General features: G+C 70.8%; 12 protein-coding genes. 10 read left to right on the top strand and 2 right to left on the bottom strand.

Annotated features, from left to right (window positions below; translation table 11 throughout):
• Positions 1-52: 52 nt before the first annotated feature.
• Positions 53-688, top strand: a complete 636-nt coding sequence (locus C3E78_RS11105) for a TetR/AcrR family transcriptional regulator (protein WP_108578349.1) — start codon at positions 53-55, stop codon at positions 686-688.
• Positions 689-698: 10 nt separating this feature from the next.
• Here the strand turns inward: C3E78_RS11105 and C3E78_RS11100 are convergent, their stop codons facing one another.
• Positions 699-1,295 (bottom strand): hypothetical protein, encoded by a 597-nt coding sequence (locus C3E78_RS11100; protein ID WP_135804790.1) that lies wholly within the window; start codon positions 1,293-1,295, stop codon positions 699-701.
• Between the two features lie 75 nt (positions 1,296-1,370).
• Between C3E78_RS11100 and C3E78_RS11095 the strand changes: the two genes are divergently transcribed.
• The 9 genes from C3E78_RS11095 (at position 1,371) to galE (ending at position 13,269) form a co-directional block, all read left to right on the top strand.
• Positions 1,371-2,309 carry a hypothetical protein gene (locus C3E78_RS11095; RefSeq protein ID WP_108578347.1) on the top strand — a complete coding sequence of 313 codons (939 nt, stop codon included), beginning with the start codon at positions 1,371-1,373 and terminating at the stop codon, positions 2,307-2,309.
• Positions 2,310-2,349: 40 nt separating this feature from the next.
• The gene (locus C3E78_RS11090) at positions 2,350-3,009 is read left to right on the top strand and encodes a class III extradiol ring-cleavage dioxygenase family protein (RefSeq protein WP_108578346.1); all 660 of its coding nucleotides are present in this window, start codon (positions 2,350-2,352) and stop codon (positions 3,007-3,009) included.
• Between the two features lie 42 nt (positions 3,010-3,051).
• On the top strand, positions 3,052-3,978 hold the full coding sequence (gene miaA / locus C3E78_RS11085) for a tRNA (adenosine(37)-N6)-dimethylallyltransferase MiaA (RefSeq protein ID WP_108578345.1): 927 nt from the start codon (positions 3,052-3,054) through the stop codon (positions 3,976-3,978).
• A 10-nt stretch (positions 3,979-3,988) separates the two neighbouring features.
• Positions 3,989-4,840, top strand: a complete 852-nt coding sequence (gene dapF, locus C3E78_RS11080) for a diaminopimelate epimerase (RefSeq protein WP_108578344.1) — start codon at positions 3,989-3,991, stop codon at positions 4,838-4,840.
• Positions 4,837-6,246 carry a GTPase HflX gene (gene hflX / locus C3E78_RS11075; protein WP_108578343.1) on the top strand — a complete coding sequence of 470 codons (1,410 nt, stop codon included), beginning with the start codon at positions 4,837-4,839 and terminating at the stop codon, positions 6,244-6,246. Before dapF ends, hflX begins: the two co-directional genes overlap by 4 nt.
• A 108-nt stretch (positions 6,247-6,354) precedes the next feature.
• Positions 6,355-8,304, top strand: coding sequence for an ATP-dependent DNA helicase (locus C3E78_RS11070; protein WP_108578342.1), 1,950 nt, complete (start codon positions 6,355-6,357; stop codon positions 8,302-8,304).
• A gap of 42 nt (positions 8,305-8,346) precedes the next feature.
• On the top strand, positions 8,347-10,260 hold the full coding sequence (locus C3E78_RS11065; protein WP_108578341.1) for a carboxypeptidase-like regulatory domain-containing protein: 1,914 nt from the start codon (positions 8,347-8,349) through the stop codon (positions 10,258-10,260).
• Positions 10,261-10,343: 83 nt separating this feature from the next.
• Positions 10,344-12,278, top strand: coding sequence for a hypothetical protein (locus C3E78_RS11060; RefSeq protein ID WP_108578340.1), 1,935 nt, complete (start codon positions 10,344-10,346; stop codon positions 12,276-12,278).
• 25 nt (positions 12,279-12,303) lie between these two features.
• A complete protein-coding gene (gene galE / locus C3E78_RS11055; RefSeq protein WP_108578339.1) occupies positions 12,304-13,269 on the top strand; it encodes a UDP-glucose 4-epimerase GalE in 966 nt (321 codons plus the stop codon).
• A gap of 181 nt (positions 13,270-13,450) precedes the next feature.
• On the opposite strand, the gene lexA is transcribed toward galE, so the two are convergent.
• Positions 13,451-14,191, bottom strand: coding sequence for a transcriptional repressor LexA (lexA, locus tag C3E78_RS11050; protein WP_108578338.1), 741 nt, complete (start codon positions 14,189-14,191; stop codon positions 13,451-13,453).
• Positions 14,192-14,226: the final 35 nt, after the last annotated feature.

The following is a 14,226-nucleotide window of genomic DNA, read 5'->3' as shown; positions in this document are numbered from 1 at the left end:
TCCAATACGTCAATGTATCGAGTAGGCTGGTGCGTCACAGGGAGGAGCTGTCATGACGAAGACCTCGGTCGTCCGGCCACCGGTGCGAAGTCGTGAGGCCACGCGCACGCGGCTGCTCGACGCTGCGCGGACGGTGCTCGCCCGCGAAGGCATCCAGGGTGCCTCGGTCGAGCACATCTGCGACCAGGCCGGTTTCTCCCGGGGCGCGTTCTACTCCAACTTCTCCACCAAGGACGACCTGGTCCTGGCGCTGTTCGACCGCGAGCGCGAGCAGATGTTCGAGGTGCTGCGGGAGGCTGCCGACCCGGCGTCCTTCGAGGGACTGGGGACGCTGGACGCGGTCGGCGTGATCATGGACCGCTTCCTGCTCGCCCAGCAGCACGACCGTGAGTGGTACCTCGTCCACGCCGAGTTCGAGCTGCGCGGCGTGCGCGACGACGCGGTGGGGCGCGAGTTCGTCGCCGCGTCGCGGCGGGTGCGCGCCGACTTCGAGACGTTCATGGCGTCCTCGCTCGAGGCGCTGGGGCTGCGGCTGACGGTGGACGTCTCCCACGCCGCGACGATCCTCATGGGGACTTACGACTCCGCCCTGCGCGAGTCGCTCCTCGAGGACCGGCCGATCGACCTCGAGCTCCTCAAGGTGACCCTGCCGACGCTGCTGCTCGCGGTGACCGAGCCGGCGTCCTAGCCCGGCGGGCTCAGACCTCGGTGGTCTGCAGCTCCGGGTACGGCGACAGCAGGGCCTTGGGCACGGTGCAGGAGCCCTCGCCGACGAAGACGTCGTCCATCCGTTCGGGCAGCGGGTCACCGTCGGGGTCCCGCGGGACCGTGAACCGCGCGGACTCGTCCTCGAGGCCGTCGACGACGTACCGGTTGCGGGCGTCGACGAGGGTGGCCCAGTCGTCGAGCCACTGCCGGGCCGGACGGTCGTCGGCGATGCGGTCGCCGGCCTCCCGCTCGATCGCGGTGACCATCCGGCTCACGGCCCGGTTCTGGTCCACGATCGTCTGGCCCTGCCGCCGAGGGGGTCCCGTCACCGGCATCGACTCGATCGTCGACGTCATCAGGCTGCACTCGCGGTCGATGATCGACACCAGCTCGTCGTCGTCGATGACGCCGGGGGCGTCGCGGCGTCCCAGCTCGACGAGCGCGGTGACCAGGACGATCGCGGTGACCAGGCCGAGGACGGTCGCGGAGACGGCAACCCATCTCCACCGCTTCTGGACCGGGGGCGGCGGGAACTCCCAGGCGTCGCGAGCCGGCGGGTACGGCGGCAGGCCCTCGGTCTCCAACACCGATTCATCGTGTCATGCCGGATGGCCGGCGGCCTGCCAGTATGGGGCCCTCGTCACGAGTCCCGGGGGAGCTGCATGCGACACGTCATCACATTCCTGGCCGTCGCCGCGCTGTCGGTGACGTCGGCCTGCGGGAGCGACGCGGGGGGCGCGGGGGACGCGGCGGGCGAAGACGTCAACGACGCGGGACTCGACGTCTGCGGCCTGGTGTCGGACGACACGGTCGAGCGGCTGCAGGGGGCGTCGGCCGATCCCCAGGGCACGCCGTCGGAGGTCCTCATGCGCGGCGCCGAGATGTTCGTCCAGTGCAGGGTCGTCTCCGGCGTCGAGCTGGGCTTCGCCGTGCGTGCCGCTGAGGGTGGGCCGGGGCTCGAGTCGCTGGCCGCCGACGACGACTCCGAGATGCCGGCCGAACCCCTCGAGGGCGTCGGTGACGAGGCGTTCATCGGCACCAACTCGTACGACGGCGTCCGCATCGTGGCACGCGTGGGCCCGCAGGAGGTCGTCGTGAACAGCAACGCGTACACGGGCGGCGAGATCGGACGCGACGACGTGATCGCCCTCGCCAAGGAGGTCGCGGGCAACCTCGGCGACGAGCTGCCGGGTGCGGTCCGGCTGCCGGAGGACTGCCCGTCGACGGGCGCCGAGGAGGTGCGTGGGGCGGTCGGTGAGACGGTCCTCGCCCGCGGGTCCGCGACGTCCGACGGATCGGTGACCTGCAGCTACGCCAGCGCCGACCGCGTGGCCACCCTGTCCGCGGCCACCGGCGACGAGGGCATGCGCGTGATGGCGCTGGCCGACAGCGAGGAGGGCAGCCGCATCGAGGTCGACGGCGATCAGGGCCTCTACGACGAGCTCGACGGGGTCGTGGTGTTCGCGGACGACGGATGCGTCCTGGGCGCCTCGGCGAAGCCGCTCGACTGGGGTCTGGCCGACCAGCGCTCGGAGTCCGAGCGGCGGGACGAGGCGATCGAGCTGGTCACGTACGTCAAGGAGTCGATCGGCTGCCCTTAGGCCTCGGTCCCGGCATGGGTCGCTCGTCTAGGCTCGCGAGGTGATCATCGCCGCTGCAGTGTGCCCGCACCCGCCGGCCCTGGTCCCGCAGGTCGGCCCCGGTGCCGACGCCGAGCTCGGTCCCGTCCGACGGGCCAGCGACGACGCCGTCCGTGCCCTGCTCGACACGGCACCGGAGCGGGTCGTCGTCCTCGGCGCGGGACCGTCCTGCGACGACCTCGACCAGACCGCAGGCGGAACGCTCGCGCGGTACGGCGTCGACGTCCACGCCGGGGGACCGCGCTCCGTCCTGCCGCTCAGCCTGACGATCGGGGCCTGGCTGCTCGACCGCGCGGGCTGGACCGGCCCGCGGACGTACTCGACGGGACGACCCCCCGTGGACGGCCGGGTCGCGCTCCTCGTGATGGCCGACTGCAGCGCGAAGCGCAGCCTCCAGGCGCCGGGGTTCCTCGACGACCGGGCCGAGGGGTTCGACGCCTCGATCGCGGCGGCGCTCGCCGAGGGCGATTCCGACGCCCTCGCCGCGCTGGATCTCGGTCGCGGCGACGAGCTGGGGGCGGCGGGTGTGCCGCCGCTGCGGACGCTGGGGGAGCTGACCAAGGGTGCGGACGTGACCGCCCGCCTGCGGTACGACGCGGCACCGCTCGGCGTCGGCTACGTCGTGGCGGACTGGCTCCTCGAGCAGACCCCCGCGACCTGAGCCGCTCCCGGGCGCTCGTCGCGGTGCTGCGACAATCCGGGTATGTCCGTGCCTGAACGTGTCGTGGCCGTCGTCGGCCCGACGGCGTCCGGCAAGTCGTCCCTCGCCGTCCAGGTCGCCCGCCGTCTGGGGCGGGCGGAGGTCGTCAACGTCGACTCGATGCAGCTGTACCGCGGCATGGACGTCGGCACGGCGAAGCCGAGCCAGGCCGAGCGCGGCGGGGTCGTGCACCACCTGTTCGACGTGCTGGACGTCTCGGAGACCGCCAGCGTCGCGGAGTTCCAGGGATGGGCACGTGCGGCGATCGCCGACTGCCACGCCCGCGGCGTCACGCCGGTCCTGGTCGGCGGGTCTGCGCTGTACGTCCGCGCGGTGCTCGACCGGCTCGAGTTCCCCGGGACCGACCCGGCCGTGCGCAGCCGCTGGGCGGCGGCCCTGGAGTCCCGGGGGGCCGAGGCGCTGCACGGAGAGCTCGCCCGGCTGGACCCCGCCGCGGCCGAGCAGATCCAGCCCTCCAACGACCGGCGCCTGGTCCGCGCGCTGGAGGTCATCGAGCTGACGGGGGAGCCGTTCCCCGCCACGATGCCCGGCCACGAGTCGATCTACGACGGGCTCGTCATGCTCGGGCTCGACGTGCCCCGTGACGTCCTGGACCGACGCCTCGCGCAGCGGGTCGACGTGATGTGGGCGGACGGATTCGTCGACGAGGTGCGCCGGCTCCTGCCGCTCGGCCTCGCGGAGGGCCGGACCGCGTCGCGCGCCCTGGGGTACCAGCAGATCCTGGCGTTCCTGCGCGGCGAGATGACCGAGGACGAGGCCCGGGAGGCGACCGTCACCGGCACCCGGAAGTTCGCGCGCCGTCAGGACCGGCTGTTCCGCAAGGACCCGCGGATCCACTGGCTGCCGTACGACGCCGAGGACCTGGTCGATCGCGCCATGGAACAGGTGCGAGGCGCGGTCTCCGAGTAGACTGCAGGTCATGTCTTTTCCATGGCTCAAGGGGCACGGCACCGAGAACGACTTCGTGCTGCTCCCGGACCATGACGGAACCGTCCACGGCGAGCTCGACGGGTCCTTCGTGGCCGCGTTGTGCCACCGTCGCCGCGGCATCGGCGCCGACGGCGTCCTCCGGGTGATCCGCACCGCGGCGCTCCGGCGCACCGACCCGGCGGTCGAGTCCGCGGGCGAGTGGTTCATGGACTACCGCAACGCCGACGGCTCGGTCAGCGAGATGTGCGGCAACGGCGTCCGCGTCTTCGGCCTGCACCTGCTGCAGGAGGGACTCGTCGATCCCGCCGCGCCCATCGTCGTCGGCACCCGCGACGGCGACAAGATCGTCACGTTCGACACCGCTGCCGGTCCCGGTGACGCGCTGATCTCGGTCGACATGGGCGTCCCGCACGTCCAGGGCACGTCCAAGGTCAGCGCCGACGGGAACACGTGGGAGGCGCAGGATGTTAGAACCGGTAATCCCCACGCTGTCGCCTTCATCGACCGGCTGGGCGACGCCGGCACGCTGCTGACGGAGCCCGAGTACGACCGGTCGGTCTACCCCGAAGGTGTCAACATCGAGTTCGTCGTCCGCGAGGGCGAGCGCCACGTGGCAATGCGTGTGCACGAGCGAGGCTCGGGGGAGACGCGTTCCTGTGGCACCGGCGCCTGCGCCGTGGCCGTGGCCACCGCGGTGGCCGACGGAGCCGAGCGACCCAGCACGTACCGGGTCGACGTCCCCGGCGGCACCGTGCACGTCACCTGGCGCGCGGATGACCACATCGTTCTCACCGGCCCCGCCGAGATCGTCGCGCGGGGCACCATGGATTGGACTGCATGACAGACACGTCGACCGACTCAGTGAACGGTCCCGGACAGGCGCAGGGCGTCGACGGGCTCGACCTCGAGGAGCGCAACTCGCTGCGGCGAGTGGCCAACCTGCGCACCGAGCTCGAGGACATCACCGAGGTCGAGTACCGCCAGCTGCGCCTCGAGCGCGTCGTCCTCGTCGGTGTGTGGACCGAGGGCACGGCCGAGGACGCGGAGAACTCGATGGCCGAGCTCAAGCTGCTCGCCGAGACCGCCGGCTCCGAGGTGCTCGACGCCCTCATCCAGCGCCGGCAGAAGCCCGACCCGGCCACCTACATCGGCTCGGGCAAGGTCGAGGACCTGCGCGCCGCCGTGGTCGCCACCGGCGCCGACACCATCATCTGTGACGGCGCGCTCGCGCCCAGCCAGCTGCGCAACCTCGAGGACCGCTGCAAGGTCAAGGTCGTCGACCGGACCGCGCTGATCCTCGACATCTTCGCCCAGCACGCCAAGAGCAAGGAGGGCAAGGCCCAGGTCGAGCTCGCCCAGCTGCAGTACCAGACCCAGCGCCTGCGCGGCTGGGGCGGCAACCTCTCGCGCCAGGCCGGTGGCCAGGCCGCGGGCGGCGAGGGCATCGGTGGCCGTGGTCCCGGTGAGACCAAGCTCGAGACCGATCGTCGGCGCATCCAGATGAAGATGACCAAGCTGCGCCGCGAGCTCAAGGAGCTGGGCAAGGCCCGCGAGACCAAGAAGGGCAACCGGCAGCGGCACGAGATCCCGTCCGTCGCGATCGCGGGCTACACCAACGCGGGCAAGTCGAGCCTGCTCAACCGGCTCACCGACGCCGGCGTGCTGGTCGAGAACGCCCTGTTCGCGACGCTCGACCCGACGACGCGGCGTACGCAGACGTCCGACGGCCGCGTCTACACGCTGTCCGACACCGTCGGCCTGGTGCGCAACCTGCCGCACCAGCTGGTGGAGGCGTTCCGCTCGACGCTGGAGGAGGTCGCCGAGTCGGACCTGATCCTGCACGTCGTCGACGGCTCCGACCCCGATCCCGAGGGGCAGATCGCGGCGGTGCGCCAGGTGATCATGGAGGCAGGAGCCGGCGAGCTGCCGGAGATCCTCGTCATCAACAAGGCCGACGCGGCGGACCCGCTGGTCATCAAGCAGCTGCTCGTCCGCGAGCCGCACGCGGTCGTGGTCAGCGCCCGGACGGGCGAGGGCATCGACGAGCTGCTCAGCGCGATCGAGGCCGACCTGCCACAGCCCGCGGTCCAGGTCGACGTGATGCTGCCGTACTCCCGCGGTGACCTGCTCAACCAGATCCACACCGCCGGCGAGATCGACACCCTCGACCACGAGGCCGAGGGCACGCACGTCGTCGCTCGCGTCAACGGCGGCCTTGCTGCCGAGCTGGAGCCCTACGCCCGCTGACCCCCTGGACGTCATCCCGCCTGTGGTCGCTGCGCCACGCGCGGGATGACGTCCTGTCGCTGTGGACGGGATTCTCTGATCCACGGGTCACGCAGATAACCTCGTCCCATGCCCTCCGCCAAGATCCGTGACGTCCTCCACGCCGCGGTCGAGGCGGTCGGAGGCGCCGACCGACCCGGTCAGATCGAGATGGCCGAAGCGGTGAAGAAGGCGCTCGACAGCCGGGAGCACCTGCTGGTCCAGGCCGGCACCGGCACCGGCAAGTCGCTGGGCTACCTCGTGCCCAGCCTCCTGCACGGCAAGCGCGTCATCGTCGCGACCGCGACGCTCAACCTGCAGCACCAGCTCGTCGAGCGCGACATCCCCGCCCTCAAGGAGGCGGCCCGCGCGACCATGGACAAGGTCCCGCACCACGCCGTCGTCAAGGGCCGCAGCAACTACGCGTGCCTGCACCGCGTGCGCGAGGGAGCCCCCGACGACCAGGGCACGCTCATCGACGTCCCGGAGGGATCGCTCGGCGCGGAGGTCCTCGAGCTGCGCGAGTGGGCCGAGGAGCAGGCGACCGGCAGCCACACCGGCGACCGCGACTCCGCTCCCTCGCACACCGAGCGCGCGTGGCGGCAGGTGAGCGTCAACCACCGCGAGTGCCTCGGCGCCTCGCGCTGCGCGCACGCGCTCCAGTGCTTCGCCGAGCTCGCCCGGGAGGACGCCCACAACGCGCAGGTCGTCGTCACGAACCACTCGCTCCTCGCGATCGACGCGATCGACGGGGTGCCGATGCTGCCCGAGTACGACGCAGTGGTCGTCGACGAGGCGCACGAGCTCGCGGCCCGGGTGACCCAGGCGTCCACCGACGAGCTCGATCCGTCGATCGTCGAGCGGGCCGCCCGGCGCGCCCGCGCCCAGGTGGACGGCCACGAGGCCGACGACCTGTCCGACGCGGCCGACGCGCTCGCCGACGTCCTGGCCCGCACGGAGGAGGGGCGCATCGACGTCCCGCCGCAGCCGTTGCAGGAGGTCCTGGCGTTCGTGCGCGACAACGCCCGCGCGTGTCTGTCCGCGTTCCCGAAGGAGAAGGACAAGGGCGAGCCCGACGCCGCCAAGCTGCAGGCCCGCGGCATGGTCGACGACGTCCGCAAGATCGCCGAGCGCATGGCCGCCAAGGGCGAGACCGAGGTGCTCTGGGTGACCGACAACCGTCGGGGCGAGAAGCAGCTGCACATCGCGCCGATCGACGTCTCCTGGGCGCTGCGCGAGAAGCTCTTCGGCGACAAGACCGTGATCCTGACCAGTGCGACGCTCAAGCTCGGCGGCGGCTTCGAGCCCGTCGCCCGCTCGCTGGGCCTTTGGGGGGACGACCCGCCGTGGACCGCGCTCGACGTCGGCTCGCCGTTCGACTACCGCAAGCAGGGCGTCCTCTACGTCGCGCGTGACCTGCCGGCGCCGGGCCGGGACGGTCTCGAGGAGGCCCAGCTGGCCGAGATCACCTCGCTGATCGAGGCCGCCGGCGGTCGTACGCTCGGGCTGTTCTCGTCCCGCCGCGGAGCCGAGAAGGCCGCGGAGGAGGTCCGTGAGCGCCTCCCCGACATCGACATCTGGTGCCAGGGCGACGCGCAGCTCCCCGAGCTCGCCCGGCGGTTCGCCGAGACCCCGAGCACGTGCCTGTTCGGCACGCTGAGCCTGTGGCAGGGCGTCGACCTGCCCGGTGATACGTGCCAGCTCGTCATCATCGACCGCATCCCGTTCCCGCGTCCGGACGACCCGTTGATGAGCGCACGGCAGCGGCTCGTGGAGAAGCGCGGCGGCAACGGGTTCATGACCGTCGCGGCCAACCACGCCGCCCTCCTGCTCGCACAGGGCACCGGGCGCCTGATCCGGCGCTCGACCGACAAGGGGGTCGTCGCGATCCTCGATCCGCGCATCGTGACCGCGCGCTACGGGTCCTTCCTCGCCGCGTCCCTGCCCGACATGTGGCGCACGACCGACCGCGAGGTGGCGCTCGCGGCACTGCGACGCCTCGATGATGCCGCAAACGCCTCGGCGGAGAGCGTCCGCTGATAGCCTTCCCTGGTTGCCCACCTACAGAGTCCCGGGGATTCCATGAAGCACCGCATCGTCCTGCTCGGCCCCGCGCTCGTGACGCTCGTCGCCGGCCTGCTCATCGCCACCCCGGCCGACGCGGCGGGCACCACTGCGACGCTGAAGTCCAAGACCATCGCGATCTCGTCGAAGGGCGACGGCAAGGTCGCGATCGCGTGTCGCAGCAAGCACACCTGCAAGGGCAAGCTGCGTGTGCTGGGCTCGACCAAGGTCACGAGCTACAGCGTCCGGGGCAAGAAGACCGCGTACGCACGGGTGTCGCTCAACGACAGCTCGACCGCGAACCCGTACAACGGCGGCCAGTCGGTCAACGGTGAGTACAAGCGCAAGACCGGCGTGACGCTCCGCATCGCCGAGACGTCCCCGAAGAAGCGCACCCACGACTCCAAGGTCACCACCGAGACGTACAAGCCCAGCCAGCAGATCACCGGCACCGCCAAGGGCGTCGGCGGCAGCAAGGTCAGCCAGCTGCGGGTCGAGCTGCTGACGGTCGTGCGCGGTGGCAACACCCTGGTCAAGAAGTTCGACAACGACCTCAGCGACGGCTACAGCTTCACGATCCCGCTCGGCGCCAACAACTCGCCCTCGGCGACGTACCGCCTGCGCATCACGGGCAAGGACCAGGACGGCATCGCCCGCTCGTGGTTCTGGCGGGGCACGGACGGCAAGTTCACCGGCGGCGGCCGCTACATCAACGAGGCCAGCGCGGTCCAGGCGACCAAGAACAGCGACTTCAACGCCGACTTCCACTTCTCCTCGATCCAGGGCGACGCGCCGACCGGCACGAGCATCACCGCGGTCGGGAACCCCCGCACCTTCGGGGGCGCGAGCGTGCGCCGCGAGCTCGACTACGTCGGCTGCGCGAACGTCTTCGGTGAGACCGCCGCGCGCGACGGCCGCTACCGGATCGACTTCCTGCCCTACGACAAGACGTCGGCGGACAAGCGCTACATGATCTCGGCCCGCAGGGGATCGGTCGACGCCTGGTACGGCAGGACCAGCGAGCGTTTCGGCAGCTGCTTCGACGTGCAGAACTACAAGTACTCCCGCAGCAACCTGATCGCCCTCAACGGCTCCACGCCGACCACGCGCGACGCGAGCGTCGGCGCCAACGGCAACTCGCTGTACGTCGACGGCACGTTCTCGGGGTTCAAGCCGACTGCCCAGGGCGACCGCTGGCTGCGTCTGCGCGAGAAGGTCCCGAACATGCCGATCCTGGACGCCCCGGTCGTGGCCGAGCGCGCCGCCAACGGGGCCGGCAACGGCGTGTTCACCAACGTGGCGCCCGGCACGTACTGGGTCGAGATCGGCCGCCGCACGGGCTGCTCGGACTGGTACCCGAGCCGCTACTCGAACAACCGCGCGTACTTCAAGGGCGGTGACCGCGCGTCGGAGCGGTGGAAGTCCTTCCGCACCCTCGGCTCGCTCCCGGGCGGCAAGAACTCCGGCCTGGAGGGCACCGCCCGCCACGTGCGACCGAACCCGGCCGGCAAGGCGCAGGAGAAGAAGCCGTCCGGTCGCGCCGGCTGGATGTACCGCTCCGTGTGTGGTGCCCGTGGCGCCGGCGCCTACAAGACCGTCAGCATCCGTGGCACCGGCAACGGCCAGAAGCGCGTCGGCATCACGTCCGCCAAGGGCGCGACGGTCCGTGGGCGCATCACGCGCACCGGTGGTCGTACCAACAAGGAGATGATGGTGCGCCTGTCGTCCATCGACGGCAAGCGGGTCATCCGCACCACGATCACCGACGGCAGCGGCCGGTTCTCGGTCGTGGGACTGCCCTCGGGCCGCTGGACCATCGCGGTCAACACCGACTCCTGGCGCGGCATCGGGCGCACCTTCGCGGGCAAGCACGCGGTCTCGGTCAAGCGCGGCAAGTCGTACTCGGTGGGGACGCTGCGCTTCAAGGGCTGATCGTCGGGACCCTGGACCCTTCCGCGAAGTTTGATAGCCTGCGGAGGATCTGTCTGCACGCAACTTGAGTTTCGGGGACCCGAATGAGACTGCGCACACCCGTCATCGCCTCCGCTGCAGTCGCAGTGGTCGCCGCCTTCCTGACAGCCGGGCCGGCCGAAGCAGCGAGCTACAAGCTCTCGGTCAAGTCCACGGGGATCGCGATCTCCTCGAGCGGCACCGGAAGCGTGTCCGTCAAGTGCGCGTCCAAGGCGACCTGCAAGGGCAAGCTGTCGTTCACCGACGACACCGGCAAGCCGCGGGTCCGCAAGTACAAGGTGAAGGGACGGTCGTCGGCGCGTGTCGCGATCGCGATGCACACCAACGCGCGGGTCAACCCGCACAACGCGCCGGCCGTCGCGGGACGTGACTACCGGTCCGTCAGCAACGTGTCGGTCAAGGTCGACGAGGACAAGCCCCGCAACATCACGCACTACTACCGCAAGATCCGCACCGAGACGCTCGTCTCGCGCCAGCAGATCCGCGGCACCGTCACCGGGTACGGCCCGGTGCTCGCGTCGAACTTGCGCGTCGACCTGATCTCGGTGCTGCGCGGCGGCAACACCAAGATCGTCAAGGGCCAGGACATCAGCGGCAACGGCGGGCGCTACTCGCTGAACGTCAGCCTCGGTGCGCGCAACACGGCCAGCGCGCCGTACCGCCTGCGCCTCAGCGGCACGGACCAGGACGGCATCCGGCGTTCCTGGTACTGGCGGGGCTCCAGCGGTCGGCCTGCCGGCGGCGGCGCGCACCTGCGCGATGGCACCGCGGTCAAGGCCACGCGGACCAGCGACTACGTCGCCGACTTCCGCTACGCGTCCGTCTCGGGCACGACCGCGGCGGGTGCGGACGTCACGGTCGCGTCCCCGCCGGCGAGCTTCGGCGGCGGATCCCGGGTGACCCGCGAGTTCGACCTCCCGTACTGCGCGAACATCTTCGGTCGCACCTCGGCATCGAGCAGCGGGGCGTACCGGGTGACGTTCCTGCCGATGACCTCGTCCAGCGCCAACCGCTACATGGTCGGCGCCCGCAACAGCAAGACGCAGGCCTGGTACGGCAAGAGCGGCACCCGCTACGGCAGCTGCTACGACGCCACCAGCTACAAGCGGAGCCGCGCCAACCTCATCACGCTGAGCTCGCCGCTGGCCGGCAAGGCGCTCCCGGCGGGGCAGAGCAACAACACCGTCAAGGTCAAGGCGTCGTTCTCGCCGGCGTACAAGCCCACGGCCCAGGGCGATCGCTGGGTGCGGCTGCGCGAGAAGGTCCCGGGCGTCGGCATCCTCGACGCGCCGGTCGTCGCGGAGGGACAGGCCGACAGCAAGGGCAGCCGGACGTTCACGAACGTGGCGCCGGGCCTGTACTGGGTCGAGGTCGGCCGACGCACGGGTTGCTCGGACTGGTACCCGAGCAAGTTCTCGAACAACAACCTGTACTTCAAGGGGCTGGACCGTCGCTCGGAGACCTGGAAGGCGTTCAAGCGCCTGCGCAACCTGTCCGGCAACGCGAACAGCGGCTTCGAGCGCATCGCCCGCACCGCCCGTCCCAACCCGGCCACCGGCAAGCAGAACTCGATCCCCAGGGGCTTCAAGGGCTGGATGTACCGCGGCTACTGCAAGGCACGTGGCGCTGGCACGATCAACACGCTCGACGTCTCGGGCACCGGCAAGTCGGTGACCAAGAAGACCTCGCGCAACCGCCAGGGCGCTGTCGTCAAGGGACGCGTCACCCGGGCCAAGGGCAAGACGAACAAGGAACTCATGGTCCGGCTGTCCTCGTCGTCCGGCACCCGCGTGATCCGCACCGACGTGACCGACAGCAAGGGCGTCTTCTACATCGCGGGCCTGCCGAGCGGGAAGTGGACGATCTCGGTCAACTCCGACTCGTGGCGCGGCATCGGTCGCACGTTCACCGGCCGGCACTCGGTGAAGGTCAAGGCCGGCAAGGGCTACAACGTCGGGACCCTCCGCTTCAAGGGGTGAGCCGCGACCTGAGAGGGTGGTGACCATGACTGTGCTCGTCACCGGCGGCGCCGGCTACATCGGCTCACACATCGTCCGCGCGTTCCGTCTGGCGGGTCTCGACTGCGTCGTGGTCGACGACTTCTCCAGCGGTCACCGCGAGTTCGTCCCCGACGACGTCGTCCTGATCGACAGCAACATCCTGGACACCGCGGTCGTCGCCAAGGCGATGGTCGAGCACCGGGTCGAGGCCGTCGTGCACCTCGCGGGCTTCAAGTACGCCGGGGTGTCGGTGCAGCGTCCGCTGCACACGTACGAGCAGAACGTGCAGGGAACGGTCAGCCTCCTGCAGGCCATGCACGAGGCGGACGTCGACAAGGTCGTGTTCTCCTCCAGCGCGGCGGTGTACGGCACGCCGGACGTCGAGCTGGTCACCGAGGCGACGGCGACGGCGCCGGAGTCCCCGTACGGCGAGAGCAAGCTGATCGGGGAGTGGCTGCTGCGCGACTCCGCGCGGGCGTTCCCGCTGCACCACACGTCGCTCCGCTACTTCAACGTCGTCGGCTCCGCCGTGCCCGACCTGTACGACACCAGCCCGCACAACCTCTTCCCGCTGGTCATCGAGGCACTGCTCGAGGGCCGGACGCCGCGGATCAACGGCAACGACTACCCGACGCCGGACGGCACGTGCGTCCGTGACTACATCCACGTCGCCGACCTCGCGGACGCCCACGTCGTCGCGGCACAGAAGCTGCTCGCCGGCGAGACCCTGGAGCCGGTCTACAACCTGGGCAGCGGCGACGGCGTCTCCGTGCGGGAGATCATGACGGCGGTGGCCGAGGCGACCGGCATCGCGTTCGAGCCGGAGATCGCCGACCGGCGTCCCGGCGACCCGGCCCGCATCGTGGCGTCCGGCGAGCTCGCCTCGCGCGACCTGGACTGGACCATGCGCCACTCGGTCGCCGAGATGGTCAAGAGCGCCTGGGACGCCCGCCAGGCCCACGCCGGCTGACCCCTGCCAGGCCCGTGCGGGCGCGGTGCATACGCCACCGTTTGAGCGCGAAATCGGCTTCAGACAGTGGAGGATGCACCGCGCCAGCGGGGCCCGGGGTGCGGCGGTGCGTATGCCACCGTCTGGGCCCGAAATCGGCTTCAAACGGTGGAGGATCCACCGCCCCCGCGGGGGTCGGGGTTCAGACGCGGCGGATGACCGCGGTGACCTTGCCCAGGATCGTGGCGTGGGTGCCGTCGATGGGGGAGTAGTCGTCGTTGTGCGGGAGCAGCCAGACCTGGCCGTTCTTGCGCTGGAAGGTCTTGACCGTGGCCTCGCCGTCGAGCATCGCCGCGACGATCTCACCGTTCTCGGCGTTGGGCTGCTGGCGGATGACGACGTAGTCGCCGTTGCAGATGGCCGCGTCGATCATCGAGTCGCCGGAGACCTCGAGCATGAACAGCGTGCCGTCGCCGACCAGGGACTTGGGCATCGGGAAGATCTCCTCGACCCGCTCCTCGGCCAGGATCGGACCGCCGGCCGCGATGCGACCGACCATCGGGATGTTGACCGCGGACGGGGCGGCGTCGTTGATGCCGGTCTCGTCGAACGGGGAGTCAGCGGCGTCGGACGGCTCCGGCGCAGCGCTCATCGAGCGCCGGGCCGCGATGACGTCGGGCAGGAAGATCTCGAGCGCCCGGGGACGGTTGGGGTCGCGCTTGACGTACCCGAGCCCCTCGAGGGCGCGGAGCTGGTGGGCGACCGACGACGTGCTGGTCAGGCCCACCGCGGCACCGATCTCGCGCATGCTGGGCGGGTAGCCGCGCGTCTCGATCTCGTCGCGCAGGAACTCGAGCACCTTGCGCTGGCGCGCGGTCAGTCCGGTGGAGTCGGCGGGCCCGTCGGGGAGCTCGGTGACGTCTGCGTTGCGATCATCGGTCATGGCAAGAGGTTAACGCGGATCACACCCGATGTTCA

Origin of the sequence: Aeromicrobium chenweiae (assembly GCF_003065605.1) — a bacterium.
GTDB classification, from domain to species: domain Bacteria; phylum Actinomycetota; class Actinomycetes; order Propionibacteriales; family Nocardioidaceae; genus Aeromicrobium; species Aeromicrobium chenweiae.
The sequence above is the reverse complement of the archived record's forward strand: the minus strand, read 5'-3'. Positions and strand labels throughout refer to the sequence as shown.